Source organism: Streptomyces sp. NBC_00457 (genome assembly GCF_036014015.1).
In the GTDB taxonomy this organism is placed as follows: Bacteria; Actinomycetota; Actinomycetes; order Streptomycetales; family Streptomycetaceae; genus Streptomyces.
Genome location: NZ_CP107905.1, coordinates 3,176,689 through 3,202,840 on the forward strand (window position 1 = coordinate 3,176,689; position 26,152 = coordinate 3,202,840).

General features: G+C 70.9%; 25 protein-coding genes. 14 read left to right on the forward strand and 11 right to left on the reverse strand.

Going from position 1 to position 26,152, the window contains the following annotated elements; all coding sequences use genetic code 11:
• Positions 1-2 precede the first annotated feature (2 nt).
• Positions 3-1,256 (forward strand): cation:proton antiporter, encoded by a 1,254-nt coding sequence (locus OG828_RS14410; protein ID WP_328501356.1) that lies wholly within the window; start codon positions 3-5, stop codon positions 1,254-1,256.
• 140 nt (positions 1,257-1,396) lie between these two features.
• Here OG828_RS14410 and OG828_RS14415 read toward each other — a convergent pair whose 3' ends face one another.
• Positions 1,397-1,801, reverse strand: a complete 405-nt coding sequence (locus OG828_RS14415) for a MazG nucleotide pyrophosphohydrolase domain-containing protein (protein WP_328355439.1) — start codon at positions 1,799-1,801, stop codon at positions 1,397-1,399.
• Positions 1,802-1,910: 109 nt separating this feature from the next.
• On the opposite strand from OG828_RS14415, the gene OG828_RS14420 reads away from it, so the two are divergent.
• Positions 1,911-2,909, forward strand: a complete 999-nt coding sequence (locus OG828_RS14420) for a TAXI family TRAP transporter solute-binding subunit (RefSeq protein ID WP_328501357.1) — start codon at positions 1,911-1,913, stop codon at positions 2,907-2,909.
• A gap of 21 nt (positions 2,910-2,930) precedes the next feature.
• Here the strand turns inward: OG828_RS14420 and OG828_RS14425 are convergent, their stop codons facing one another.
• Positions 2,931-4,340 carry a sensor histidine kinase gene (locus tag OG828_RS14425; protein WP_328501358.1) on the reverse strand — a complete coding sequence of 470 codons (1,410 nt, stop codon included), beginning with the start codon at positions 4,338-4,340 and terminating at the stop codon, positions 2,931-2,933.
• A 9-nt stretch (positions 4,341-4,349) separates the two neighbouring features.
• Positions 4,350-5,036: a response regulator transcription factor gene (locus OG828_RS14430; protein WP_210576833.1), complete on the reverse strand. Its 687-nt coding sequence runs from the start codon at positions 5,034-5,036 to the stop codon at positions 4,350-4,352.
• Between the two features lie 289 nt (positions 5,037-5,325).
• Between OG828_RS14430 and OG828_RS14435 the strand changes: the two genes are divergently transcribed.
• The 8 genes from OG828_RS14435 to OG828_RS14470 all read left to right on the forward strand — a co-directional run bounded on the left by OG828_RS14435 (position 5,326) and on the right by OG828_RS14470 (position 11,681).
• Positions 5,326-6,102, forward strand: a complete 777-nt coding sequence (locus OG828_RS14435) for an amino acid ABC transporter ATP-binding protein (protein WP_328501359.1) — start codon at positions 5,326-5,328, stop codon at positions 6,100-6,102.
• Positions 6,103-6,184: 82 nt separating this feature from the next.
• Positions 6,185-7,033, forward strand: coding sequence for a glutamate ABC transporter substrate-binding protein (locus tag OG828_RS14440; protein WP_328355449.1), 849 nt, complete (start codon positions 6,185-6,187; stop codon positions 7,031-7,033).
• Between the two features lie 75 nt (positions 7,034-7,108).
• The gene (locus OG828_RS14445; protein WP_328355452.1) at positions 7,109-7,777 is read left to right on the forward strand and encodes an amino acid ABC transporter permease; all 669 of its coding nucleotides are present in this window, start codon (positions 7,109-7,111) and stop codon (positions 7,775-7,777) included.
• A complete protein-coding gene (locus OG828_RS14450) occupies positions 7,774-8,676 on the forward strand; it encodes an amino acid ABC transporter permease (RefSeq protein WP_328438180.1) in 903 nt (300 codons plus the stop codon). The genes OG828_RS14445 and OG828_RS14450 overlap by 4 nt, the downstream gene beginning before the upstream one ends.
• A 180-nt stretch (positions 8,677-8,856) precedes the next feature.
• The gene (locus tag OG828_RS14455; protein ID WP_328438181.1) at positions 8,857-10,491 is read left to right on the forward strand and encodes an FAD-dependent monooxygenase; all 1,635 of its coding nucleotides are present in this window, start codon (positions 8,857-8,859) and stop codon (positions 10,489-10,491) included.
• A 117-nt stretch (positions 10,492-10,608) separates the two neighbouring features.
• Positions 10,609-10,656 carry a hypothetical protein gene (locus OG828_RS14460; protein WP_443062504.1) on the forward strand — a complete coding sequence of 16 codons (48 nt, stop codon included), beginning with the start codon at positions 10,609-10,611 and terminating at the stop codon, positions 10,654-10,656.
• 78 nt (positions 10,657-10,734) lie between these two features.
• A complete protein-coding gene (locus OG828_RS14465) occupies positions 10,735-11,265 on the forward strand; it encodes a cysteine dioxygenase (RefSeq protein ID WP_328501360.1) in 531 nt (176 codons plus the stop codon).
• Complete coding sequence (locus OG828_RS14470; protein ID WP_328438183.1) at positions 11,262-11,681, forward strand: rhodanese-like domain-containing protein; 420 nt, start codon at positions 11,262-11,264, stop codon at positions 11,679-11,681. Before OG828_RS14465 ends, OG828_RS14470 begins: the two co-directional genes overlap by 4 nt.
• 204 nt (positions 11,682-11,885) lie before the next feature.
• On the opposite strand, the gene recX is transcribed toward OG828_RS14470, so the two are convergent.
• The 4 genes from recX to OG828_RS14490 form a co-directional block, all read right to left on the reverse strand.
• Positions 11,886-12,893 (reverse strand): recombination regulator RecX, encoded by a 1,008-nt coding sequence (gene recX / locus OG828_RS14475; RefSeq protein ID WP_328501361.1) that lies wholly within the window; start codon positions 12,891-12,893, stop codon positions 11,886-11,888.
• Positions 12,894-12,897: 4 nt separating this feature from the next.
• Entirely contained in the window at positions 12,898-14,025 is a 1,128-nt protein-coding gene (gene recA / locus OG828_RS14480; protein WP_328501362.1) for a recombinase RecA, read from the reverse strand.
• A 264-nt stretch (positions 14,026-14,289) separates the two neighbouring features.
• A complete protein-coding gene (locus OG828_RS14485; protein WP_328501363.1) occupies positions 14,290-15,576 on the reverse strand; it encodes an AI-2E family transporter in 1,287 nt (428 codons plus the stop codon).
• A gap of 60 nt (positions 15,577-15,636) precedes the next feature.
• Positions 15,637-15,831 carry a DUF3046 domain-containing protein gene (locus OG828_RS14490; protein WP_210576824.1) on the reverse strand — a complete coding sequence of 65 codons (195 nt, stop codon included), beginning with the start codon at positions 15,829-15,831 and terminating at the stop codon, positions 15,637-15,639.
• 80 nt (positions 15,832-15,911) lie between these two features.
• On the opposite strand from OG828_RS14490, the gene OG828_RS14495 reads away from it, so the two are divergent.
• On the forward strand, positions 15,912-16,856 hold the full coding sequence (locus OG828_RS14495; protein ID WP_328501364.1) for a hypothetical protein: 945 nt from the start codon (positions 15,912-15,914) through the stop codon (positions 16,854-16,856).
• 6 nt (positions 16,857-16,862) lie between these two features.
• Here OG828_RS14495 and OG828_RS14500 read toward each other — a convergent pair whose 3' ends face one another.
• From OG828_RS14500 to OG828_RS14510, 3 genes are read right to left on the reverse strand one after another with little or no spacing between them, the layout of a single operon-like run.
• Positions 16,863-17,171: an AzlD domain-containing protein gene (locus OG828_RS14500; protein ID WP_328355482.1), complete on the reverse strand. Its 309-nt coding sequence runs from the start codon at positions 17,169-17,171 to the stop codon at positions 16,863-16,865.
• A complete protein-coding gene (locus tag OG828_RS14505; protein WP_328501365.1) occupies positions 17,168-17,914 on the reverse strand; it encodes an AzlC family ABC transporter permease in 747 nt (248 codons plus the stop codon). The genes OG828_RS14500 and OG828_RS14505 overlap by 4 nt, the downstream gene beginning before the upstream one ends.
• Entirely contained in the window at positions 17,815-18,777 is a 963-nt protein-coding gene (locus OG828_RS14510) for an AraC family transcriptional regulator (protein WP_328501366.1), read from the reverse strand. Before OG828_RS14510 ends, OG828_RS14505 begins: the two co-directional genes overlap by 100 nt.
• 93 nt (positions 18,778-18,870) lie before the next feature.
• On the opposite strand from OG828_RS14510, the gene OG828_RS14515 reads away from it, so the two are divergent.
• From OG828_RS14515 to OG828_RS14525, 3 genes are all read left to right on the forward strand, one after another.
• Complete coding sequence (locus tag OG828_RS14515; protein ID WP_328501367.1) at positions 18,871-23,916, forward strand: ATP-dependent helicase; 5,046 nt, start codon at positions 18,871-18,873, stop codon at positions 23,914-23,916.
• A gap of 135 nt (positions 23,917-24,051) precedes the next feature.
• Positions 24,052-24,891, forward strand: coding sequence for an Fpg/Nei family DNA glycosylase (locus OG828_RS14520; protein ID WP_328355494.1), 840 nt, complete (start codon positions 24,052-24,054; stop codon positions 24,889-24,891).
• A gap of 78 nt (positions 24,892-24,969) precedes the next feature.
• A complete protein-coding gene (locus OG828_RS14525; RefSeq protein ID WP_328438189.1) occupies positions 24,970-25,734 on the forward strand; it encodes an SDR family NAD(P)-dependent oxidoreductase in 765 nt (254 codons plus the stop codon).
• Here OG828_RS14525 and OG828_RS14530 read toward each other — a convergent pair.
• Positions 25,682-25,960: a hypothetical protein gene (locus OG828_RS14530; RefSeq protein ID WP_328438190.1), complete on the reverse strand. Its 279-nt coding sequence runs from the start codon at positions 25,958-25,960 to the stop codon at positions 25,682-25,684. The two genes, OG828_RS14525 and OG828_RS14530, sit on opposite strands and share 53 nt — an antisense overlap.
• Positions 25,961-26,152 lie beyond the last annotated feature (192 nt).

Sequence of the window (26,152 nt, forward strand, 5' to 3'; positions counted from 1 at the left end):
GGGTGCATTCCGCGGTCCTGCTCATCGAGTTCGGTTCCATCATCCTCGGCCTCGGCCTGCTCGGCCGGTTCGCCGGCCGCTTCCGGCTCTCACCCATCCCGCTGTACCTGCTCGCCGGGCTCGCCTTCGGCGAGGGAGGGCTGCTGCCGCTGGGCGCGAGCGAGGAGTTCATCGCCACCGGTGCCGAAATCGGCGTCATCCTGCTGCTGTTGATGCTCGGCCTGGAGTACACGGCCGGCGATCTGGTCACCAACCTCAAGTCCCACTACCCGGCCGGGCTGGTCGATGGCGCCCTGAACGCCCTGCCGGGTGCCCTGGCCGCACTGCTGCTGGGCTGGGGGCCGGTGGCCGCCGTCGTGCTGGCCGGTGTCACCTGGATCTCGTCGTCCGGGGTGATCGCGAAGGTACTCGGCGACCTGGGCAGGGTCGGCAACCGCGAGACCCCGGTCATCCTGAGCGTGCTGGTCCTGGAGGACCTGGCGATGGCGGTATACCTGCCGATCGTCACCGCGCTGGTGGCCGGGGCCGGGCTGCTGGCGGGCAGCGTGACGCTGGCGATCGCGCTGGGCGCTGCGGGGCTGGTGCTGTTCGTGGCCGTGCGGTACGGGCGGGTGATCTCCCGGTTCGTGTCGAGCGACGACCCCGAGAAGCTGCTGCTGGTGGTGCTCGGGCTGACGATCCTGGTCGCGGGCGTGGCGCAGCAGCTTCAGGTCTCCGCGGCCGTGGGCGCGTTCCTGGTCGGCATCGCGCTGTCCGGGGAGGTCGCGGAGGGCGCGCACACTCTGCTCAGCCCGTTGCGTGACCTGTTCGCCGCCGTCTTCTTCGTCTTTTTCGGGCTGCATACGGACCCCGCCAGCATCCCGCCCGTCCTGCTCCCCGCCCTCGCGCTCGCCCTCGTCACCGCCGCGACGAAGATCGCCACCGGCTATTGGGCGGCCCGGCGCGCCGGCATCTCCGTCAAGGGCCGCTGGCGCACGGGCGGCGCCCTGGTGGCCCGCGGCGAGTTCTCGATCGTCATCGCCGGGCTGGCCGTCAGCGCGGGCATCGAGCCGTCCCTGGGCCCCCTGGCGACGGCGTACGTCCTGATCCTGGTCGTCCTCGGACCACTGACCGCGCGTTACACCGAGCCGGTGGCCATGTGGTGGGGCGGCCGTAGGCGCAAGCGCCGGGACGCGCGGGAGAGTCCGCCTACGGCGACGGATTCGCCGGGGGTGACGGCTGCGGCGGATGCCTTGGATACGGGGACGGGCCGCTGAGGGGTTGGGGCCGGGGGTTCCTCGGGGCGCGGGGGCGGGGCGGCGGCTACAAGGGGCAATCCAGCCGGGGCATCGTCAGTACAAGAGCTGGCGGCCACGCCGTAGGCAGCACCGGCGTGCACAGCGGCGCGCCCCCGCCGTCACGCGGCGCCGGGCGCCCACCCCTGGCGGCGCAGTACCCCCGACACGTCCGGTGCCTCGTAGTGCTCGCCCTTGAGGACCTTGCCGTCCGCTCTGCGGGCGACGTGGCCTTCGGGGCCCAGCTTGCTCATGTTGGAGCGGTGGATCTCGGCGATCACCGCGTCGAGGTCGATCCCATGGACGAGCGCCGTGCCGTACGCCACGTAGACCACGTCCGCCAGCTCGTGCGCGAGCCGGTCGAGCGGGCCGGTGACCGAGACCTCGGCGACTTCGGCGGCCTCCTCGGCGAGCAACTCGCCCCGATGCGCGGCCAGTTCGGGAGACACCGCGGTCGGAGTGCTGCGGATGTCCAGCCCGACGGCGCGATGGAAGGCACGGACCAGGTCGGCGGGCGAAGAGCTCATGCAGGGAACTTTAGCGACCGCCACTGACAGTCCCCCGGGGCGGCGGCATCGCCCCATCTGTGACCCCGGCGCTGGTCAGCACCGCATCCCTGCTGGCAGGATCGCCCGCATGTCCCAGGTCTTCCCCCGTATCGGCAGGCGCCGGGCCCTGCAGGGCGCGGCTGCCGGGTTTGTCGCGTTCGGGCTGTTGCTGTGGTGGCTGCTGCCGCTCGGGGAGAATCCGCCCGGGGGGACGATCACGTTCAGCACCGGGACGCCGGCGGGCGTCTACCAGAGGTACGGCAAGCTGCTGCGCAAGGAGCTGCACAAGGACATGCCGAACCTGAACGTGCGGCTCACGACCAGCGACGGCTCGCAGGAGAACGTCGCGCGCGTGGCGACCGGGAAGGCGGACTTCACGATCGCGGCAGCCGACGCCGTGGAGACGTACGACCTGGCCGGCAGGCCCGGCGCCGACCAGCTGCGCGGTGTCGCGCGGCTGTACGACGACTACGTACAGCTCGTCGCCCGTCCGGGCTCGGGCATCGAGTCGGTGGCGGACCTGCGCGGCAAGCGGGTCGCCATAGGGCCGGCTCACTCAGGCGTACGGCTGATCTCCAACCGCGTGCTCGAGGCGGCCGGCATCGACCCGGAGAAAGGCATCACGCCGCTGTCCGACGGCATCGACACCGGGCCCGCCCGGCTCAAGAAGGGCGAGATCGATGCCTTCTTCTGGTCGGGTGGGCTGCCGACGGAGGGCCTGCTGACTCTTGCCAAGAGCCTGGCCTACCGGTTCGTGCCGATCGACGCCGACCTCGTCGCCAAGGTGCACGCCAAGGGCGGCGCCACCCGGTACTACCGCGCCACCGAGATGCCGGAGTCGGCCTACCCCGGCATCCAGAAGGGCAACGCCGTGCCGACGATGGCCGTGTCCAACCTGCTGATCACCCGGGCCGACATGGATCCCCGGCTCACCGACTGGCTGACCCGCACCGTGATCAACAGTCGTGACGGCATCGGCAACCACGTCCACTCGGCCCAGCTGGTCGACGTACGCACCGCGATCTACACGGACCCGCTGGCGCTGCATGATGGCGCGCGGCGCTATTACCAGTCCGTCAAGCCGTAGGCCCACCATCGGCGGGACCCGCTAGGACACCGGTTCCGACCTCGGCACCGTCACCGTCGCCGTCAGCCCCTGCGGCTCGTGATGGCCGAACGAGATCGAGCCGCCGGCCGCCCCCAGCAGCGCACGCGTGATGGACAGGCCGAGGCCGGAGCCCTTGATGTTCTGGTGGCGGCCACTGCGCCAGAAGCGGTCGCCGATACGGGCCAGCTCCTCGTCGGTGAGGCCGGGGCCGTTGTCGGTGACCACGACGGTCGCCGTGTCGCCGTTGGCCGTGACGGTCACCTCCACCCGCTCGTCCTTCGGCGTGAACTTCACCGCGTTGTCGATCACCGCGTCCAGCGCGCTGGACAGGGTGACGGGGTCGACCCAGGCCGTGGTGGGCGGGCAGTCCCCCACCAGCCGTACGCCCTTGGCCTCGGCGGTCGGCGACCAGGCCGCGACGCGCTCGGCGGTCAGCTCGCCGATGTCGGTGAGCCTGAGGTCCGCCTCGACGTGCTCGGCCAGGGCGAGGTCGAGCAGGTCGTCCAGGACCTGGGCCAGCCGCTTGCCCTCGGCCTGGACGGAGGCGATCTCCTCATTGCCCTCGGGCAGCTCGAAGGCGAGGAGCTCGATCCGCAGCAGCAGCGCCGCGAGCGGGTTGCGCAGCTGGTGCGAGGCGTCGGCGACGAAGGCGCGCTGCTGCTCCAGGACGCCCTCGACGTTGTCCGCCATCTCGTTGAACGACCGGGCCAGCCTGCGGAGTTCCGGCGGCCCGCCCGCCACCGCGACCCGGGATTTCAGGCTGCCGCTCGCGATCGCGTGGGTCGTGGAGTCCAGGACCCGTACCGGCCGGAGCACCCAGCCGGTGAGTCGTAGTGCCGCGCCGACCGCCAGCAGCATCGCGGCGCTCTCGCCCGCGCCGATGATCAGCCAGCCGTGCAGGATCCGCGAACGCATCTGCCCGGTGGGCGAGTCGGTGACGACGACGGCGACGACGTCACCGTCCCTGATCACCGGGGACGCGACGACCAGCCGGTTTTGCTGCCAGGGCCACACCTGCCGCGGGTCGTGGCTGCGGCGGCTGAGCAGCGCCTCACCGAAGGCATCACGCACCTCGCCCTTTTCCGGCTGGTCCCAACTAGTCGGCGCACTGGCCATGGGGGTGCCGTTGCGGTAGAAGACACCGGCACGAATGCCGTAGACCTCGTAGTAGCTGAGCAGCTCGCGCTTGAGGACCTCCTGGCGTTCGTCGACGACCGTGGTGCCGGTCCGCCCGCTGGGCGCGTCGGTGACGAACTGGGCGAGGGCGGCGAAGCGTGCCGTGTCGTCGATCCGGTCGACGACCACCTTCTGCTGCTGGGCTCCGGCCACGCTGACGGCGAGCGGGAAGCCGAGGGCGAGCAGGACGGCCGCCATCAGGACGATGAGCAGCGGGAGGAGACGAGTGCGCACCCTTGCCCGCTACGAGGTGGGGGCGACGAGCCGGTAGCCGACGCCGCGCACGGTCTCGATCAGGGCCGGCATGCGCAGCTTTGCGCGCAAGGACGCGACATGCACCTCCAGGGTGCGCCCGGTCCCCTCCCAGCTGGTGCGCCATACCTCGCTGATGATCTGCTCGCGCCGGAAGACCACCCCGGGGCGCTGGGCCAGCAGGGCGAGAAGGTCGAACTCCTTGCGGGTCAGTTGGACAACCGAACCGTCCACACTGACCCGCCGCGTGGGCAGGTCGATGTGCATGGAGCCCAGCTTCAGCACGCTCTCGCCGCCGGCCGCGGCGTCCTCGTGGACGGTGCGCCGGCTGACGGCGTGGATACGGGCGAGCAGTTCTCCGGTGTCGTACGGCTTCACCACGTAGTCGTCGGCGCCCAGGTTGAGGCCGTGGATACGGGAGCGGACGTCCGAGCGCGCGGTGACCATGATCACCGGGATGCTGGTGCGCTTGCGGATCTTGCCGCACACCTCATAGCCGTCCTGGTCGGGCAGGCCCAGATCGAGCAGTACGACACCGAAACCCGCGCCCTCGGGAACGAGCGCCTGGAGAGCCTCCTCGCCGCTGCGGGCGTGCGTCACGTCGAAGCCGTGCCTGGCCAGGACCGCGGACAGAGCGGCGGCGACGTGGTTGTCGTCCTCGACGAGGAGCAGTCTCATCCCGGCTCCCTTCAGTTCATCGGCCGTACGGTGACGGTGTGTAGAAAAACGCGGGCACGCGCGCGTGCGCACGTTGCAGTCACGCTGATGGATGAGGACGGCGTCAAGAGGGTTCCGGTTGCGCGGCGCATCCGTTACCCGGAAGCAACCCGCCCAGGTCACAACTGCTACGACAGGTGTCCGATTGCTATCGGATCGTGATGCTCAGATTCCCCTCAGATGTAGAGACGCAGGTCGCGTAGGGTTATTACTGTCCTCCGGAAACCGAGGAGGACGGAGCCTGAGTGCGATGACCAATGTATCGGTGGCCAAGGAAGATGTGGCCGCAACCGGCGACCTGGTCGTCCTGAAGAGCGTCAACAAGCATTTCGGCGCGTTGCACGTACTCCAGGACATCGACCTGACGATCGCCCGCGGCGAAGTCGTCGTGGTCATCGGGCCCTCCGGGTCCGGGAAGTCCACCCTGTGCCGCGCCATCAACCGCCTCGAGACGATCGACTCCGGTGCGATCGCCATCGACGGCAAGCCGCTGCCCGCGGAGGGCAAGGAGCTCGCCCGCCTGCGCGCCGACGTCGGAATGGTCTTCCAGTCCTTCAACCTCTTCGCGCACAAGACCGTGCTCGAGAACGTGATGCTGGGCCAGATCAAGGTCCGCAAGGCGGACAAGAAGAAGGCCGAGGAGAAGGCCCGCGCGCTGCTCGACCGGGTCGGGGTGGCCAACCAGGCCGACAAGTACCCCGCGCAGCTCTCCGGCGGCCAGCAACAGCGTGTCGCCATCGCACGCGCCCTCGCCATGGACCCCAAGGTCATGCTCTTCGACGAGCCGACGTCGGCTCTCGACCCTGAGATGATCAACGAGGTCCTCGAGGTCATGCAGCAGCTCGCCCGCGACGGCATGACCATGATCGTCGTCACCCATGAGATGGGCTTCGCCCGTTCGGCCGCCAACCGGGTGGTCTTCATGTCCGACGGCAAGATCGTCGAAGAAGCTGTGCCGGACCAGTTCTTCAGCAACCCGCGCAGCGACCGTGCCAAGGACTTCCTGTCGAAGATCCTCCACCACTGACCCCCACCCGTCGCGCCCGCGCGACGAGCTGCGTCACCCGCACCAAACGGCATTCTCCTCATCACACCAAGGGATGTTCACCATGAAGCTCCGCAAGGTCACCGCAGCGGCCGCGGCTGCGCTCGTCCTCTCCCTGACCGCGACGGCCTGTGGGGGCGACGACAAGGACAGCGATGCCGGATCGGGCGCCACCGACGGCGGCGGCACGATCAAGGTCGGCATCAAGTACGACCAGCCCGGTCTCGGCCTGAAGGAAGCCGGCGGCGACTTCTCCGGCTTCGACGTCGACGTGGCCACGTACGTGGCGAAGGAACTCGGCTACGCGCCCGACAAGATCGAGTTCGTCGAGACCAAGAGCGCCGACCGTGAGACCGCGCTGGACCGCGGCGACGTGAAGTTCATCGCGGCCACCTACTCGATCACTGACGAGCGCAAGCAGAAGGTCGACTTCGCCGGCCCCTACCTGCTGGCCCACCAGGACCTGCTGATCAAGTCCGACTCGGACATCACCGAGGCCACCGATCTCAACGGCAAGAAGCTGTGCTCGGTGACCGGTTCGACCTCGGCGCAGAACGTCAAGGACGAGATCGCCCCGAAGGCCCAGCTGCGCTCGTACGGCACCTACTCGGAGTGCATCGCCGGTCTGCAGAGCGGCGCTGTGGACGCGGTGACCACCGACGACTCGATCCTCGCGGGCTTCGCGGCGCAGGAGCAGTACAAGGGCCAGTTCAAGCTGACCGGCCTGAAGCTCAGCAACGAGAACTACGGCATCGGCGTCAAGAAGGGCGACACCGAGACCGTGAACAAGATCAACGCCGCCCTCGAGAAGATGGTCAGCGACGGCGCCTGGGAGACCGCGGTCAAGGAGAACTTCGGCCCGGCGAACTACAAGAACGAGCCCGCCCCGAAGATCGGCGACATCAAGAGCTGAAGCAGCGCCTGACAGGTGCGCCGCCCGGCGGGGCGGCGCACCCGGGCATCTCTACACCCGGAAGCGCGGGAGATCGTGTTCGATTTTCTTGAAGGTTACGACGTCCTAGGGGCGTTCTGGACGACGGTGCAACTCACCGTCCTCTCCGCCATCGGCTCGCTGATCTGGGGCACTGTGCTGGCCGCCATGCGGGTCAGCCCCGTCCCGCTCATGCGCGGATTCGGCACCGCGTACGTGAACATCGTCCGGAACATCCCGCTGACGGTCATCATCGTCTTCGCCTCACTCGGCCTTGCCGACATCTTCAGGGTGACGCTGGGCGCCGCCGACGACTTCGAGGCCCTGAGCTTCCGGCTGTCGATCCTCGGCTTCGTCGCCTACACCGCGGCCTTCGTCTGCGAGGCGATCCGCTCGGGCATCAACACCGTGCCCGTCGGACAGGCCGAGGCGGCCCGTGCCATCGGGCTGAGCTTCAGCCAGATCCTCTGGTTCATCGTGCTGCCCCAGGCCTTCCGTTCGGTGATCGGCCCGCTGGCCAACGTGCTGATCGCCCTGACCAAGAACACCACCGTGGCAGCCTCGATCGGTGTGGCGGAGGCCGCCCTGCTGATGAAGGAAATGATCGAGAACGAGGCGCAGGTCGTACTCATCGGCGTCGTCTTCGCGTTCGGATTCGTGGTTCTGACCCTGCCCACCGGCCTCTTCTTCGGCTGGCTGAGCAAGCGACTGGCGGTGAAGCGATGACCTCGGTCCTCTACGACGCTCCAGGCCCCCGGGCCAAGCGGCGCAACATCATTCTCTCGGTGGTGTTCTTCGTCCTCCTCGCCCTGCTCGTGTGGTGGATCTACAAGACGATGGACGACAAGGGCCAGCTGGAGTGGGCCCTGTGGGAGCCGTTCACCGAGTCCGAAGCCTGGACGACGTATCTGCTGCCCGGCCTCGCCAACACCCTGAAGGCCGCCGCACTCTCCATGGTCATCGCCCTCCCGCTGGGCGCGATCTTCGGCATCGCCCGCCTGTCCGACCACCGGTGGGTACGGATCCCGGCCGGTGCGGTGGTCGAGTTCTTCCGGGCGATCCCGGTGCTGCTGCTGATGCTGTTCGCCAACCAGTTCTACTCCAGCTACACGGACGTCAGCACCGAAGACCGTCCGCTGTACGCGGTCGTCACGGGCCTGGTGCTCTACAACGCCTCGGTCCTCGCCGAGATCGTCAAAGCCGGCATCCTCTCCCTGCCCAAGGGACAGACGGAGGCGGCCCAGGCGATCGGACTGCGCAAGGGCCAGACGATGACCAGCGTCCTGCTGCCGCAGGCCGTCACCGCGATGCTGCCGGCCATCGTCAGCCAGTTGGTCGTCATCGTGAAGGACACCGCACTGGGTGGCGTGATGATCGGCTTCACCGAGCTGCTCAACTCGCGCGGCACACTCGCGGCGTTCTACGCGACCGTCATCCCGAGCTTCATCGTGGTCGCGGCCATCTACATCGTCTTGAACTTCATCCTGACGAGCTTCGCGGGCTGGCTGGAGCAGCGGCTGCGGCGCAGCAAGCGGAGCACGGGTGCGGTGCTCGGCGCCGAGAAGGTCGAGGATCTCAACGCGGCCGAGATCGGCGGCTCCTACGGGACAGGGCAATCGGCATGACCTGATGAGCAGTCAAGTGCTATGACCTGTACGGAGGCAGTGGCATGATCGCCACTGCCTCCGTCACTTGACGCAAGCACCAGCAATAGGTTGCATACGTTCTGTGATCGTGCACCCTGCTCCAACTTCCTGTTCACCCACGTCCCTGAGGACACCACTGCGGGCAGGGGGCGCCGCGCCGTGGACCCGGTGATCATCGTCGGGGCGGGGCCCGTCGGGCTCACGCTCGCGCTCGCGCTGGCGCGTCAGGAAGTGCCGTCCGTGGTCCTGGACGAGGGCCCGGGCAAGGACGAGCCGCGTCCCGCACGCACGGTCGTGCTGCGCGAGGACACCGCCGCCCTCATGGAGCGCCTCACCGGCGTCCCGTCGGCCGAGGCGGGCTGCCGCTGGGCCGGATGGCGGTCGATGCGCCGCAAGCAGGTGATGCGGACGGTCACTTTCGACGAGACCGAGACCGAGACAGGGCTGGCCGCCCCGCTGCACATCGCACAGCACGTACTGACGGCCTCCCTGCGCGCGGCCGTCACCGGCGAACGGCTGGTCGACATCGCGACGGACAGCCGCCTCGACACCATCGAGCAGGAACCTTCAGGCGTCACCGCCCACACCCGCGGCCCCAAGGGAACGTGGTGGCGCGGCAGTTATCTGGTCGGCTGCGACGGCCCGCGCTCGACCGTGCGCAAGCTCCAGGACATCCGCTTCCCCGGCCGTACGGCGGTGGAGCGACACGCCGTGGCCGCGCTGCGTGCGGAACTTCCGTGGCCCGACGAAGCGTTGCTCCATCGGATGCCGCCGTGGCGGACGTCGGGGCCCTCGGGCGGGGAGGTGACCGGACGCCCGCTGCCGGACGGCGTCTGGCGGCTGGACTGGCTGCTGCCGCCCGGCAAGGACCTGGTCACGCCGGAACTGCTGGTGGCCCACGTCAGGGAGACGCTCGCGGGCTGGACGGGCGGTTCGACACCGCCGTACGAGCTGCTGGACACCGGAGTCCACATCGTCCACCACCGCCTGGCCCGGCGGTGGCGGGCGGGCCGGGTCTTCCTCGCGGGGGACGCCGCCCATCTGCTCGGCGCGTTGGGCACGCAGGGGCTGGACGAAGGGCTGAGGGACGCCGACAACCTCGCCTGGAAGCTGGCGCTGGCCTGGCACCACGGGCCGCACGAGGCACTGCTCGACAGCTACCAGGCCGAGCGGCGCGGCATCGTCGCCGCCCGGCTGCGCGCCGCCGACCAGGCCCTGCCCCTGGTGCGCGGGGGCGGAGGGCTGCGGTCGTACGTCCCCGGATCGGCCCGGGGCCATGACGGCCTGCTCACCGACGGCCACCTGGGGCAGGGAGCACTGGGCGCGACGGGGGCATACGACCGTTCACCGCTCGCCCCCGGGCCTCTCGAGGGCGAGACCGTCGTGGACACACTGCCCGGCGCACAGGTCACCGACGTGCGGGTCACCGCGGAGGACGGCTCCTTCGTACGGCTACGCGACCGGCTCGGCCGTGGCGCGCTGCTCGTCGTGCTGGTCGCGCCGGGCACGGGCGTGTGGGAGCGGCGGCACTGGGTGACCGCCGGGATCATGCCCCGGCTGGCGGCGGCCGTGACCGCACTGCCACACCCGGCCGAGCTGCTGGTCACGGAGAGCTACCCGGGAGCGGCCGCGCACACGGTACTGCTGGTGCGGCCCGACGGACACCTGGTCACCGCCCTGAACGGCGTGCGCCCGGCCGACCTGTACACAGCGGCCGAGGCGACACTGGGCGGGCCGACGCGAGCGAGCGTGGAGTCAGAGGCAGAAGCGGAGGCCACGGCTGGGTCGCGCTGAGCGGCACCCCTGACGTCGTCCTGTCCACATAATGACGGTGAGTTGACCGGTCCACGCCGACATGGTGTACTCCGCATCGTGATCGACACGTGTGTGCACCTGTGGCGGAGGGTCCATATGGACCTCGTCCGCTATGCGGGCTGCACATGTACCCGGTCCTGCTGAAGTCGCATCCCTCTTCACCTGCGCGCGCCGCCGCAATGCAGCCGCGCGCTCCCGCGAACGCTCATCAGGACGGTGTACGTGTCTGTCTCCAGCTCTGTCCCTGCCTCGGCGCCGACGGTGCCCACCCAGGCGGACCTTCTCAATTTCGTACGACGCACAGCGGCCGACGCCGCGTTGGTCGCCTTGCTTCCCCTCGACCCCGAAGGCCGCACCTGGGTGCGTCTGGAGGGGCCCGGCGGCAGTGAGGCCTGGCTGATCGGCTGGCCGCCCGGCACAGGCACCGGCTGGCACGACCACGCCGACTCGGTCGGTGCCTTCCTGACCGCCGCCGGCGAGCTCAAGGAGAACTCGCTCGCCGCCCGGCTCCCCACCGACGGCTGGAAGACCCTGGAACTCAGCGAGGACGTGGACCGGGAGCGCCGACTGCCGACCGGCCAGGGCCGCTCCTTCGGCCACCACCACGTCCACGAGGTCCTCAACGAGTCGCCGGACCGGCACGCCATCTCCGTCCACGCCTACTACCCGCCCCTGCCACAGATCCGCCGTTACAGCCGCACCGGGCCGATCCTGCGCCTGGAGCAGGTCGAGCGCCCTGAGGACTGGCAGTGAGCGGCGGCGGCAGTACGAGCGAACGGCCGGTCGGCATCGACGAGTTGCTGCAGCGGGTCCGCGAGAGCTACGACCGCATCGAGCCGCAGGACGCCTACGACGCCGTCCAGGCCGGCGCGGCGCTGCTGGTGGACATCCGGTACGCGGCCCTGCGCGAGCGGGACGGTCTGATTCCGGGCGCGCTGGTCGTCGAACGCAATGAACTGGAGTGGCGCCTCGATCCCCAGGGCAGCCACCGGGCACCCGAGGCCACGAGCCATGACCTGCGTGTGGTCGTGGTGTGCAACGAGGGATACGCCTCCAGTCTGGCGGTCGCATCCCTGCATCAGCTGGGGTTGCGGCGGGCCACTGATCTGGTGGGCGGCTTCCAGGCTTGGCGGGATGCGGGGCTTCCGGTGACGTCGCAGCGGGGTTGAGCGACATGCGATGCCGTCCATCACGCGGAACCGCTCGGCGAGTTGGTACGGCATGTGCGGCCCTGGACGCGATGGGCGCCCCCGCGCGTCCACCGTGTCCGGGGCCGACGTGCCAGGAGCCCTCCCCCGCGGAGAGCCCCTTCAGAACCCGTCGTCTTCAGAGCCGTCGTCTTCAGAGCCCGGCTTCTTGAGAGCTCGTCGTCTTCAGAACCCCTCATCGCGGAGGAACTCCGTGTCCTCGCCCTCCTCTTCGAGCGCCTGCCGGACCACCCGTAGGGCCATGCCCTCGGGGTAGCCCTTGCGGGCGAGCATGCCCGCGAGGCGGCGGAGTCGCTTGTCGCGGTCGAGGCCGCGGGTGGCGCGCAGTTTGCGGGCGACGAGTTCGCGTGCGGTCGCTTCTTCCTGCTCGGAGTCGAGCTGCGACACGGCCGCGTCGATCAGTGTGGAGTCGACGCCCTTGGTCCGCAGCTCCTGGGCGAGGGCACGCCGGGCCAGGCCCCTGCCGTGGTGCCGGGACTCCACCCAGGCGTCCGCGAACGCACTGTCATTGATCAGCCCGACCTCCTCGAACCGCGACAGCACCTCCTCGGCGGCATCCTCTGGGATCTCGCGCTTGCGCAGGGCGTCCGCGAGTTGCTTCCGCGTGCGCGGGGTCCCGGTGAGCAGGCGCAGACAGATCGCCCGCGCCCGCTCCACCGGGTCCCCTGAAGGTTCCTCCCGCTCGGCCCTCGACGAGGAGGAGGCGCCTTCGTCCTCACCGGACGGCTCCCCACGGCCACGCCGTCGGCGCCCGCGTCCACCGCCCCCGGCGCGAGCTCCGCCGCCCGTGTCGCGGACCCCGCCATCCGCGTCACGAGCGCCACTGCCCGCGTCCCAAGCCCCACTGCCCGCGTCACGATCCCCGCCGCCCGCGCGACGAGACCGGCCACGGCGGCGTGAACCGCCCGCCGAACCGGCGCCGGGCACCGCACCACCGTCCGGCCGCTCTCCCCCGTCCGGCCAGTCTCGACCGCCCGGCTCGGCGCCGTACTCCCCGCCGGTGCCGTACCGCTCCACGTGGTCGTAGCCGTACCGCTCCGCGTGGTCGTACAGCACGGCCGCGTCGCGGTCCCCGCGGTCGTCCGCCGCGCAAGAGCCTCCGTCACCCGGTCTCTGCCGCTCACGCGGAGCGTCCGGGTAGACGTGCTCGGCCCAGTCGGTTCGTCGTGTCACGGCGTCAGCTCTTGGCGGTCGCGGCCTTGGTCTTGGTGACCTTGGCGGCAGCCGGCGCGGGCGCCGTCTTCGCGGCGTCGGCAGCGGCGGCGGAGACCGCGGCGTCCGCGCCAGGTTCGGCGGCCGACTCCTCCGGGCGTACGCCGACGCCCAGCTTCTCCTTGATCTTCTTCTCGATCTCGTTGGCCAGGTCGGGGTTGTCCTTGAGGAAGTTGCGCGCGTTCTCCTTGCCCTGGCCGAGCTGGTCGCCCTCGTACGTGTACCAGGCGCCGGCCTTGCGGACGAAGCCGTTCTCCACACCCATGTCGATCAGGCCGCCCTCGCGGCTGATGCCCTGGCCGTAGAGGATGTCGAACTCGGCCTGCTTGAAGGGCGGCGCGACCTTGTTCTTGACGACCTTGACGCGAGTGCGGTTGCCGACCGCGTCGGTGCCGTCCTTCAGTGTCTCGATGCGACGGATGTCGAGCCGCACCGAGGCGTAGAACTTCAGCGCCCGGCCACCGGTCGTGGTCTCCGGCGAGCCGAACATCACGCCGATCTTCTCGCGGAGCTGGTTGATGAAGATCGCAGTGGTCTTCGACTGGTTGAGCGCACTGGTGATCTTCCGCAGCGCCTGGCTCATCAGACGGGCCTGCAGACCGACGTGGCTGTCGCCCATCTCGCCCTCGATCTCCGCGCGCGGGACGAGCGCGGCGACGGAGTCGATGACGATCAGGTCGAGGGCGCCGGAGCGGACCAGCATGTCCACGATCTCCAGCGCCTGCTCGCCGTTGTCCGGCTGGGAGAGGATCAGGTTGTCGATGTCGACGCCGAGCTTCTTGGCGTACTCGGGGTCGAGGGCGTGTTCCGCGTCCACGAAGGCGACCTGGCCGCCCGCCTTCTGAGCGTTCGCCACCGCGTGCAGGGTCAGCGTGGTCTTACCGGAGGACTCCGGTCCGTACACCTCCACCACGCGGCCGCGCGGCAGGCCGCCGACGCCTAGGGCGACGTCGAGCGCGGTCGACCCGGTGGGGATGACCTCGATGGGCTCGTTCGGCCGCTCGCCCAGGCGCATCACCGCGCCCTTGCCGAATTGCCGTTCAATCTGTGCGAGCGCGGCGTCCAGTGCCTTCTCGCGGTCGGTACCTGCCATGGGTTCCACCCGGTTTGCTTGAGTCGATCGCTTCACGTCAAAGACGCTAACGCCTGCCACTGACAATGCGCCCCGACGCCCGTCCGGCCTGTGGATAACTCGGGCACTTCTCCATCCAAACCCGATGGAAATCCCCGTCGAGAGCCTCGCCGGAGCTTCCATAAGAATGGATGTTCGATTTTCGTGTCAAGCGCACCACGTGACACCTCCGAGCCTACGTTCACAGCCCGACAACGCCCCGAATCCACCGGATCCGCCCGGGATTCAGCGCTCCGGCCGGGAGTCAGCGCTTGCCTGGGAGTCAGCGCTCGAGCGAGAGTCAGTGCTCGTCCGGGACCTGCCCGCCCACAGCTCACGCGCCCGCATGAACAGGCCGGGCCCGGACTGCCCTCTCCGATGCCCATGGACACGGGGGTCGTCCGTGACGTCGTACCGCTTCACATAGGCCCCGAGGAACGCCTGCAGCGTGGCGACCGCCGGGATGGCGATCAGCGCGCCGACGGCACCGAGGAGGGCGGTGCCGGCGACGACCGAGCCGAAAGCGACCGCGGGGTGGATGTCGACGGTCTTCGAAGTCAGCTTGGGCTGCAGCATGTAGTTCTCGAACTGCTGGTAGATCACGACGAAGATCAGCACCCACAGCGCGTACCAGGGATCGACCGTGAAGGCGATCAGCATCGGCAGGGCGCCCGCGAGATAGGTGCCGATGGTGGGGATGAACTGCGAGACCAGACCCACCCACACGGCGAGCACGGGCGCGTTCGGCACCTCCAGTATCTGGAGCAGGATGTAGTGCGCGACTCCGGAGACGAGCGCCATCAGGCCGCGTGAGTACAGATAGCCACCGGTCTTGTTGACGGCGATCTCCCACGCGCGCAGCACCTCGGCCTGCCGGGCGGGAGGCAACACCGAGCAGATCGCGCGCCGCAGCCGGGGGCCGTCCGCCGCGAAGTAGAACGAGAACAGTGCGATCGTCAGCAGCTGGAACAGGCCCCCCAGGACCTGGGTGGATACATCCAGGACGCCGGTGGCGCTGTTCTGCACGTAGTTGCGCAGCCAGTCGGAACGGAGCAGGCCCTCCTGGACGTCCACCCGCTTCAGATCGGTGTGAAAGTGCGTGTTGATCCAGTTGATCACGGAGTCGAGGTAGTTCGGGAAGTCCTCGACGATCTTGATGATCTGCTCCGCGAGCATCGAGCCGAGCAGCGTGACGAAGCCCGCGGCCACGATCGTCACGGTGAAGAAGACGAGGAACGTGGCCAGTCCCCTGCGCATCCCGCGCGCCGCCATCCAGCTCACCGCGGGCTCGATGGCCAGGGCCAGGAAGAACGCGATGAGGATGTTGATCAGCAGGCCGGTGAGCTCATGGAAGGCCCAACTGCCCAGCTGGAACACGGCGAAGAGGGCAAGCGCGAGCAGCATGGCGCGCGGCAGCCAGCGCGGCATGCGGGCGTTCGACCCGGCGCCGCCGGCCGGAGGCCGGGTGGGCGGCGTCGTGCCCAACGGGGATGCCTGCGGGGTGACCTGGCCGGTCTCGTCAGTGCGTGCCACAGAGCAAGTCTCGCCCACTGCACCGACAATCGAACCCCGTCCTGCGATCTTCGTGACCTGTCAGCGCCTGTCCTGTGGCACGTTCATGACCGCGCAAACCACGCGCCACACGTCCTTGGCCTCCCAGCCGGCATCGAGCGCCCCGTACACCGTGCGCCCGCCGAGCTCCGCCATCACGTGGTCGCGCGCGAACGTATCGGCGTATCCCTGACCGAAGTGGTCAGCCATCCGCTGCCAGAAGACCGTCAACCGCATGACTCCAGTATCCCGCCCCTGAGGGTGGGCCTCGGCCGGGAGCCCTCGCCAGGACCGCGTCGCGCCCTACGGTCTGTCGCATGGCCGAATCCGGAGCTTCCCCACTCCCCCCGACGCCCCCGGCGCACTCCCCGCTGTTCCGCGCCGAGCAGTTCGTCTGGCTCACCGCGCGCGTACTGGAACAGCGCCTGTTCGCCCACCACTTCCTGCACGGCAGCCCCGACCCTGTGGAGACCGCGCTCGACGCCTATCGCAACGAGGACGGCGGGTACGGCCATGCGCTGGAACCCGATCTGCGCGGCCCCGTGAGCCAGCCCCTGCACACCGGTCACGCCCTGCGCGTGCTGGACTCCATCGGACGCTGCTCCGGGCAGCGGGTGGAGCGCGTGTGCCGCTATCTGACCTCCGTCTCCACTCCGGACGGCGCACTGCCGTCCGTCCAGCCCGCCCAGCGCGGCTACCCCACCGCTCCCTTCGTGCCGATCGTCGACGACCCACCCAGCGAACTCCTGGCCACCGGACCGGTGGTCGGCCTGCTGCACCGCAACGAGGTGTGGCACGCCTGGCTGTTCCGGGCCACGGACTTCTGCTGGCACACGGTCGAGTCCCTGAAGCAGTCCCATCCGTACGAGATCGAGGCGGCCGTGGCCTTCCTGGATTCCGCGCCCGACCGCCCGCGCGCGGAGGCGGCAGCCGACCGTCTCGGCCGCCTGGTGCGCGAGCACCGGCTCGCGGCACTGGACCCGGAGCGCCTCGACGCCTTCCCGGTCTCGCCCGACTACGCCCCGGGCGAGCATCACTTCCCGTACGACTACGCCCGGACCCCGGGCTCTCTCTCGCGCGCGTGGTTCACGGACGAGGAGATGGAACGCTCCCTGGACCACTTGGCGAGCCGGCAGCAGGAGGACGGCGGCTGGCCGATCACCTGGCGCCAGTGGGCACCGGGCACGGCACTGGAGGCACGCCCCATGGTGACGATCGAGGCACTGCGCACCCTCAGGGCGTACGGCCGGACCATCGGCTGAGCCCGGTCACCCGCTCACGGCGCGCACCCCGGCCGTCACCACCACGGCCGCCGCGACGACCAACAGGAACGGAGCGCGCAGCACCAGTGCGACAGCGGCCGCGGCGAGACCGGCGGCCCTGGCGTCCAGCACCAGAGCACGGCCGTCGGCGAAGGTCTGCTGCGCCGTGAGGGCGGCGAGGAGGGCGACGGGCAGCAGGGCTGCCAGACGCCTGACGAGCGGCCTCTCGAGGGCACCCGCGGGCACGAGCAGTCCGGCGAGCTTGACGGCGTAGCAGCCGACGGCAGTCGCGGCGATCGCGATCCAGATGTTCAACGGGTCTCCTCCTTCGCCTCGTCGCGTACGGTGCCCCTGCGCCGCCCCGCCAGGAAGACCACCACCGGTGCCGCAAGCGCGGCTGCCAGGACCGGCACTCCGGCGGGCAGGACGGGCAGTAGGCCAAGGCCCAGGAGGACGGCGAGAGCGGCCACGGCCCGCTCGGTGGTGGACTTCAGCATCGGCGCGAGCAGGGCCAGGAAGACGGCCGGCCCTGCCGCGTCGATCCCCCACGCGTCCGTGTCGCCGAGGGCTTCGGCCCCCAGCGCGCCGAGCAGCGTGGTGAGGTTCCACAGCACGTACAAGGTCAGTCCGGTGACGGCGAAGCCGATTCGGGCGCTGCGTCGCGCCGGCTGCGCGAGCGCCACGGCCGCCGTCTCGTCGATGACCCACTGGGCGGCGAACGGCCGCACCGCGCGCGGGAGGGCCAGCAACTGAGACAGCCGCAGCCCGTAGAAGGCGTTGCGCACGCCGAGGAAGAAGGCACCCGCGGCTGCCGTGAGCGGGTTCCCGCCCGCCGCCAGTGCCCCCACCAGGGCGAACTGGGACGCGCCGGTGAACACCAGAAGGCTCAGCGCACAGGTCTGCGGGAGCGTGAGCCCGCTGCCGGCCGAGGTCACCCCGAAGGCAAACCCGGACAGTCCTACGGCAACCCCGACTCCGAGGGCGTCGCGGACAACGGCGGCGTCGGCCCTGTCTTCTGCTCCGGCGCGTATCTCCGGGAGAGCTGTCTGGTCTGCCACGCCGGGGACAGTAGGCGCAGCCCCTGCCGTGTGTCTTGTACGTTCTTGCGCTCACGCCGGTACGCCCCCGGAGGGACCCCCACGATCCGGCTGAAGTGGCGGTTCAGGTGAGGCTGATCGGTGAATCCCACCGCCACGGCCACCTCGGCGGGCGTCGAACCCGCGTCCAGCAGACGCCGCGCCCGCCGCACGCGCGCATCGGTGAGCCAGGCATGCGGCGGCATCCCGTAAGCGTCCCGGAAAGCCCGAAGCAGGGCGAAGGGACTGGTTCCGAACTCGGCCGCCAGCCGCGCCAAAGTCGGTGGCTCGGCCATCCGCTCCTCCAGTACGGCACGCGCGCGTGCCGCGATCCGCGCGCCTGCCGTCCGCGGGTCTCGCCGCGGCAGCGACCCGCCGTTCAGCCTGAGCAGCCGGGTCACCGCGACCCTCAGCAGGGTGTCGGCGGCCAGCGCGTTGCCCTCGTCGGCGGCTCGCAGCACCTGATGCACCAGGCTCACGGTGTACGGATCGTCGACCACGGGGCTGATGAAGCCGGGGGTACCGCGGATCGTCGTGGTCTCCGCGGCGATCTCGGCCACGACCTCCGGCGAGGGGTACACGGCGCCGTACCGCCATCCCTCGGGCCCGCCCGCGCGGCCCGTGTGCGCGGTGTCCGGGTTGACCAGCGCGAGCGCGCCGGGGCCCGCGTACTCGTCGGCACCGCGGTGGTGGAACACCTCGACGCCTTCGGCTATGGCGGCGATGACGAAGTTCTCGTGCGTGTGCCGCACGAAGGTCTTGTGGATGTACCGGGCCCGCAGCAGATCGACACCGGGCAGCTCCGCGTACTGCCAGTGCCGTGCCCGCTCACCCGAACCAGCCATGCCCCCATTCTCACCACGCCCCCGCCCAGCCCGCCGCCGGTTATGTCGTCGCAGGTCAGAGCGATTGTCAGTGGCCGGGTGCAGGATGGACGCATGGTCAGCTCCGCACATCGAGCCCTGGACGGCTTCTCCCCCGCGACCCGCGGCTGGTTCACGGGGGCCTTCTCCGCGCCCACCGCGGCCCAGGCGGGCGCGTGGCGGGCCATCGGGGAGGGCTCGGACGTGCTGGTGGTGGCCCCCACCGGCTCCGGCAAGACCCTGGCCGCCTTCCTGGCCGCCCTCGACCAACTCGCCTCCACTCCCCCGCCGACCGATCCGAAGAAGCGCTGCCGTGTCCTCTATGTGTCTCCGCTGAAGGCCCTGGCGGTCGACGTCGAGCGCAACCTCCGCAGCCCGTTGACCGGCATCCGGCAGGAGTCCGTGCGCCGCGGCCTGCCCGAGCCGGAGGTCAAGGTGGGCATCCGCTCCGGCGACACCCCGGCCGCCGAGCGCCGCGCCCTGTCCACCCGTCCCCCGGACATCCTGATCACCACCCCGGAGTCCCTGTTCCTGATGCTGACGTCGGCCACCCGCGACGCGCTGACCGGCATCGAGACGGTGATCCTGGACGAGGTGCACGCGGTGGCCGGCACCAAGCGCGGCGCCCACCTCGCGCTCTCCCTGGAGCGCCTCGACGAACTGCTCCCGAAGCCCGCCCGCCGTATCGGCCTCTCCGCCACGGTCCGGCCGGTCGACGAGGTGGCCCGCTATCTCTCCCCCCGCCGCAAGGTGGAGATCGTCCAGCCCAAGTCCGGCAAGGAGTTCGACCTCTCGGTCGTCGTCCCGGTCGAGGACCTGGGCGAACTGGGCGGCTCCCCGGTGGCCGACGGCGGCGAAGGGGCGGAGCGCCCGTCGATCTGGCCGCATGTGGAGGAGCGCATCGCCGACCTGGTGCAGGCCCACCGCTCGACGATCGTGTTCGCCAACTCCCGCCGCCTCGCGGAGCGGCTGTGCAACCGGCTCAATGAGATCGCCTACGAGCGGGCCACCGGCGAACCCCTGGACGAGCACCACGCCCCCGCCGAACTCATGGGCGGCTCGGGAGCCGCCCAGGGCGCCCCACCCGTCATCGCCCGCGCCCACCACGGCTCGGTCTCCAAGGAGCAGCGCGCCCTCGTCGAGGAGGACCTCAAGGCAGGACGGCTCCCGGCCGTGGTCGCCACCTCCAGTCTCGAGCTCGGCATCGACATGGGCGCCGTCGACCTCGTCGTCCAGGTCGAATCCCCGCCGTCCGTCGCGTCCGGCCTCCAGCGCGTGGGCCGCGCGGGACACCAGGTGGGCGCGGTCTCCACCGGCGTGGTCTTCCCGAAGTACCGCGGCGACCTCGTCCAGGCGGCCGTGGTCACCGAGCGCATGCGCACCGGCTCGATCGAGTCGCTGAAGGTGCCGGCCAATCCCCTGGACGTCCTCGCCCAGCAGATCGTCGCCATGACGGCGTTGGACACCTGGCAGGTCGACGACCTCCTCGCCACGGTCCGCCGCGCCGCGCCCTTCGCCTCGCTCCCGGAGTCGGCGTTCACCGCCGTGCTCGACATGCTCGCGGGCCGCTATCCGTCAGACGCCTTCGCGGAGCTGCGTCCGCGCGTGGTGTGGGACCGCGTCGCCGGCACGATCACCGGCCGCCCCGGCGCCCAGCGTCTCGCCGTCACCTCCGGAGGCACGATTCCCGACCGGGGCCTCTTCGGGGTGTTCCTCGCCGGAGCCGATCCCAAGAAGGGCGGAGGCCGGGTCGGCGAGCTCGACGAGGAGATGGTCTACGAGTCACGTGTCGGGGATGTCTTCACCCTCGGTACCAGCTCCTGGCGCATCGAGGACATCACCCGCGACCGCGTTCTGGTCTCCCCCGCGCCGGGCGTACCGGGCCGGCTCCCCTTCTGGAAGGGTGACCAGCTGGGCCGCCCGCTCGAACTGGGCCGCGCGGTCGGCGCGTTCCTCCGCGAGGTCGGCTCCCTGTCCAAGGACGACGCCCGCCTCCGTCTGCTCGCCGCGGGCCTGGACACGTGGGCCGCGGACAACGTCCTGTCCTACCTGGACGAACAGCGCGAAGCCTGCGGTCACATCCCGGACGACCGCACGATCGTCGTGGAGCGGTTCCGCGACGAGCTCGGCGACTGGCGGGTCGTCGTCCACTCCCCCTTCGGCGCCCAGGTGCACGCCCCCTGGGCGCTGGCGCTCGGCGCCAAGCTCTCCGAGCGGTACGGCATGGACGCCCAGGTCATGCACGCCGACGACGGCATCGTGCTGCGCCTGCCCGACGCCGACATCATGGGCCTGGACCTGCTCGACCAGGCACCGACGAAGGCAGGCACGGAGTACGACGCCGAGCAGGCGCCGGTCGGCGCGGCGGACGTCGTCTTCGACAAGGGCGAGGTCGACCAGGTTGTCACCGACCAGGTGGGCAGCTCGGCGCTGTTCGCGTCCCGTTTCCGCGAGTGCGCCGCCCGCGCGCTGCTGCTGCCGCGCCGCAACCCCGGCAAGCGCACCCCCTTGTGGCAGCAGCGCCAGCGCGCCGCCCAACTGCTCCAGGTGGCCAGCGAGTTCGGCTCGTTCCCGATCGTCCTGGAAGCGGTCCGCGAGTGCCTCCAGGACGTCTTCGACGTCCCCGGACTCGTCGAGCTGATGGGCGACCTGGAGTCTCGCAAGATCCGCCTGGTCGAGGTCACCACCCCCGAGCCCTCCCCCTTCGCCCGTTCCCTCCTCTTCGGGTACGTGGCCCAGTTCCTGTACGAGGGGGACTCCCCGCTCGCCGAGCGCCGCGCCGCCGCCCTCTCTCTGGACTCGCGACTGCTGGCCGAGCTGCTCGGCCAGGCGGAGCTGCGCGAACTGCTCGACGCCGAGGTGCTCACCGAGCTGGAGAAGGAACTCCAGTGGCTCACCGAGGACCGCCGCGCCAAGGACACCGAGAGCGTCGCCGACCTGCTGCGCCTGCTCGGCCCGCTGACAGAGGCCGAGTTGGCCGAGCGAGGCGCCGAACCGCAGTGGGCCCAGGAGCTGGCCGGCGCGCGCCGCGCCATCCGGGTCCGGATCGCCGGCGCCGACCACTGGGCGGCGATCGAGGACGCGGGCCGCCTGCGCGACGCGCTGGGCACGGCGCTGCCGGTCGGCGTCCCGGAGGCCTTCACCGAGCCGGTCAAGGACCCGCTCGGCGACCTCCTCGCCCGGTATGCCCGCACCCACGGCCCGTTCACATCGGCCGTCGCGGCGGCCCGCTTCGGTCTCGGCGTGGCGGTCACCGAGGGCGCGTTGCAGCGCCTGGCGGCGAACGGCCGGGTCGTGCAAGGGGAGTTCCACCCCGCCGGTATCGGTCAGGAGTGGTGTGACGCCGCGGTCCTGCGCCGTCTGCGGCGCCGTTCGCTGGCCGCGCTGCGGCATGAACTGGAGCCGGTGTCGCCGCCCGCGCTGGCCCAGTTCCTGCCCCAGTGGCAGCACGTCGGCAAGGGCCACGGACTGCGCGGCATCGACGGACTGGTGCGTGCCGTGGAGCAGTTGCAGGGCGCGTCCGTACCGGCATCGGCACTGGAAAAGCTCGTCCTGCCGTCCCGCGTCGCGAACTACACGCCCGCGTTGCTCGACGAACTCACCACCGCCGGAGAGATCATCTGGGCCGGCGCGGGCGCTCTCCCCGGCAAGGACGGCTGGGTGTCCCTCTACCTCGCGGACGCGGCCCCACTGCTCCTGCCGCCCCCACATCCCCTGGAACTGACCGCGCTCCACCAGTCCGTCCTGGACGCCCTCTCCGGGGGCTACGGCCTGTTCTTCCGCCAGATCGCCGACCAGGTCCGGGCCACCACCCACCCCGACGCCACCGACCCCCAACTGGCCGACGCCATCTGGGACCTCGCCTGGTCGGGACGTCTGACGAACGACACCCTCACCCCCATGCGTTCCCTCCTGGGCTCGGGCCGTACCGCGGGCTCCACGGCCCACCGCGCCAAGCGCACGGTCCCGCGCGGTCGTTACGGCTCACTGACCGCCGCCGCCCGCCCCGCCTCCCGCACCGGCCCGCCGACGGTCGCCGGCCGCTGGTCCCTGCTGCCGGAGCGTGAGCCCGACCCCACCGTCCGCGCCCACGCCCTGGCCCGCACCCTCCTCGACCGGCATGGCGTGGTGACGCGGGGAGCCGTCTCCGCCGAAGGCGTCGAGGGCGGCTTCTCGGCGACGTACCGCATCCTGTCCGCCTTCGAAGACAGCGGCCAGGCAAGGCGCGGCTACGTGGTGGAGGGCCTGGGCGCCGCCCAGTTCGCCATGGACGGCGCGGTCGACCGCCTCCGCGCGGTGGCGTCCGCCCGAGACCGGGGCGAGGCCCTGCCGCCCCAGCCGCACGACACCTCCCACGACTTCCCGTCCGGTGCCTTCGAACCGCTGGACGGCTTCACGCCGGACGGCTTCGACGCGCCCGACGGCTCCACAGCGGACGGCTTCAAGACAGCGGACGGCTTCAAGCAAACCGACGGCGCTACTCCCGGCCGTGGCTACGGCTCCATCCCGGGCCGTGACTACAGCCCCGCTCCCAGCCACGACTACGGCCCCACTCCCGGCCATGACTTCGGAACCCCGGCCTTCGAAGACGGCTTCGGCACCCCCCATTCCCAAGCCCCCCGCTCCCACGCCTCCCGCCCCAACTCCCCCCGCGCCCGCGACGAGTACACATCACCGCGCGACTTCCCCCCACCTCGTACGACCCCGCACCGCACCCGCCCCACCTCCGACTCCCGAGCCGTCGTCCTCGCCGCCGCCGACCCCGCGAACGCCTACGGTGCCGCACTTCCCTGGCCCGAGCCCCCGACCGGCGCCGGGCACAAGCCGGGTCGCAAGGCGGGCTCCCTCGTGGTCCTCGTCGACGGCGAGCTGACGCTCTACATGGAGCGCGGCGGCAAGACGCTCCTGGCCTGGCCCTCCACCCCGGACAGCGCGGCCACGGACGACCCACGCCTGCGGGAGGCCGCCGACGCGCTCGCCACGGCCGCCCGCGCGGGCTCCCTCGGCACGGTCACGGTGGAACGCGTCAACGGCGCCTCGGCCCTGACTTCCCCCCTCGGCAGCCTCCTGGAAGGATCCGGTTTCATCGCCACCCCCAGGGGCCTGAGACTGCGGGCCTGACCCACCCGCACGCACGGGCAAGGAATCAGAGCACTACGACGGCAGCTCTCATCAGAGCACCACGGCGGAGCCCTCGTCGGAGCACCAAGGCAAGCCCCGTCGAGGACGACGCCCCCGAAGGAGAAACGGACCCACATGCCCGAAGGAGACACCGTCTGGCAAGCCGCAAGGCGCCTGCACGGCGCGCTCGCGGGCCAGATGCTGACCCGGAGCGAACTCCGGGTCCCCAAATTCGCCACCGCCGACCTCACCGGCCGGACCGTCCTGGAGGTCACGCCTCGCGGCAAGCACCTGCTGACCCGCCTCGAGGGCGGCCTGACCCTCCACTCGCACCTACGGATGGACGGCTCCTGGAAGGTGTTCGACGCGGGCCAGCGCTGGACCGGCGGCCCCGCCCACCAGATCCGCGCCATCCTCGGCGCAACTGCCCACACAGCCGTCGGCTACCGCCTCCCCGTCCTGGAGCTCCTCCGCACGACCGACGAGCACCGGGCCGTGGGCCACCTCGGCCCCGACCTCCTTGGCCCGGACTGGGACCCCGACCGCGCCCTGGTCAACCTCCTCACGGACCCCGCACGCCCTCTCGGCGAGGCCCTGGTCGACCAGCGCAATCTGGCCGGTATCGGCAACGTCTACAAGAGCGAGCTCTGCTTCCTGCTCGGCGCCACCCCCTGGCTCCCCATCGGCGCCCTTCCCGCCGAGCACGCCGCCCACCTCCCCGCCCTCGCCAAAAAGCTCCTGGAGGCCAACCGCGACCGCCCTGTCCGCGCCACCACGGGCCTCCGCGGCCAGGACCTCTTCGTGTACGGCCGCGCACCCCGCCCCTGCCTCCGCTGCCACACCCCGATCCGCGTGGCCGACCAGGGCGACGGCCGCCGCGAACGCCCCACGTACTGGTGCCCGAGCTGCCAGGCCGGCCCCGCCCCGGCGCCCGGCGCCCCTCGCAGGAGACGGAACCCACCCTCGTACGACTGAACGAACCGGCCGATGCGACGGAACCCGCCCCCGCCCAACTAATTGACGACCCGTCAGAAACCCTCGTACCGTCCCTTCATGCCCGTCAAGGCGTACGACCTCACCGGACGCACCGCATTCGTCACCGGCGCCGCCGGCGGAATCGGCCGGGCCTCGGCGGTCCTGCTCGCGGAGGCGGGAGCCACCGTGCACTGCGCGGACCGCGACACACAGGGCCTGCACGAGACGGCGACCCTGATCAAGGACGCGGGAGGCGTGGCCCACACGCACGCCCTCGACGTCACCGACCGCACGCAGCTCCAGCAGGCCGTCCACTCCTGCGAGCATCTGCACGTCATGGCCGCGGTCGCCGGAATCATGCACAGCAGCCCCGTCCTGGACACCAGGGACGAAGACCTCGACCGCGTACTGAACGTCAACTTCAAGGGCGTGCTGTACGCCTGCCAGGAGGCCGCCCGGCTGATGCTCGCCCAGCAGATCAGGGGCAGCATCATCACCATGGCGTCGGGAGCCGTCGACACCGGCGGCCCCGGCCTGCTCTGCTACGGCGCCGCCAAGGCGGCCGTGGTCCAGCTGACGAAGACTCTGGCGGCCGAGGTCGGCCGGCACGGCATACGCGTCAACGCGGTCGCTCCGGGCTGGATCCGCACACCGATGACGGACCGCCACGACAGCGAGGCCCAGGCGCGCACCGAGTCGCTGATGGCCCGGAGGTCGCCCCTGGGCCGTGTCGGCGAGCCGGAGGACGTCGCCCACACGGTCCTGCATCTGGCGTCGGACGCGTCGGCGTTCACGACGGGCCAGATTCTGCGCCCGAACGGCGGGGTGGCGATGCCCTGGTAGCGAGGGCCACCCGCCAGGCCTCCCGCCAGCGCCCGGCCCGCATGGCGCCAGCCGCCCGCGCCTTCGGCACACAGTGCACCGGCAGCAGGCTCAGCCCCCATCCCCCGGCGGCGACGGCGCCCTCCAGCACCCCGGCATCGGGCGCCAGCGCGAGCCGCAGCACGGCCCACCACCACAGCGCCCCGAGCCCGAGGGCCGCCCCCCAGCGCACTATCGACCCCGTCATGGCACCACCTCCGGCCCGACGCTAGGGGGCCGCACTCACCCGCCGGAAGGGCGCACCCACGGCACACGGACGCAGCACTGGCCAATGCCGTCACACCCAGGAGGCACGACCCCCGTCGAGCACGGCGCTTTCAAGCTCGCGGCCCGGGTCGTCCCGCGAGCACGACCGCGCCACAGATCTGCGGCGCGGAAC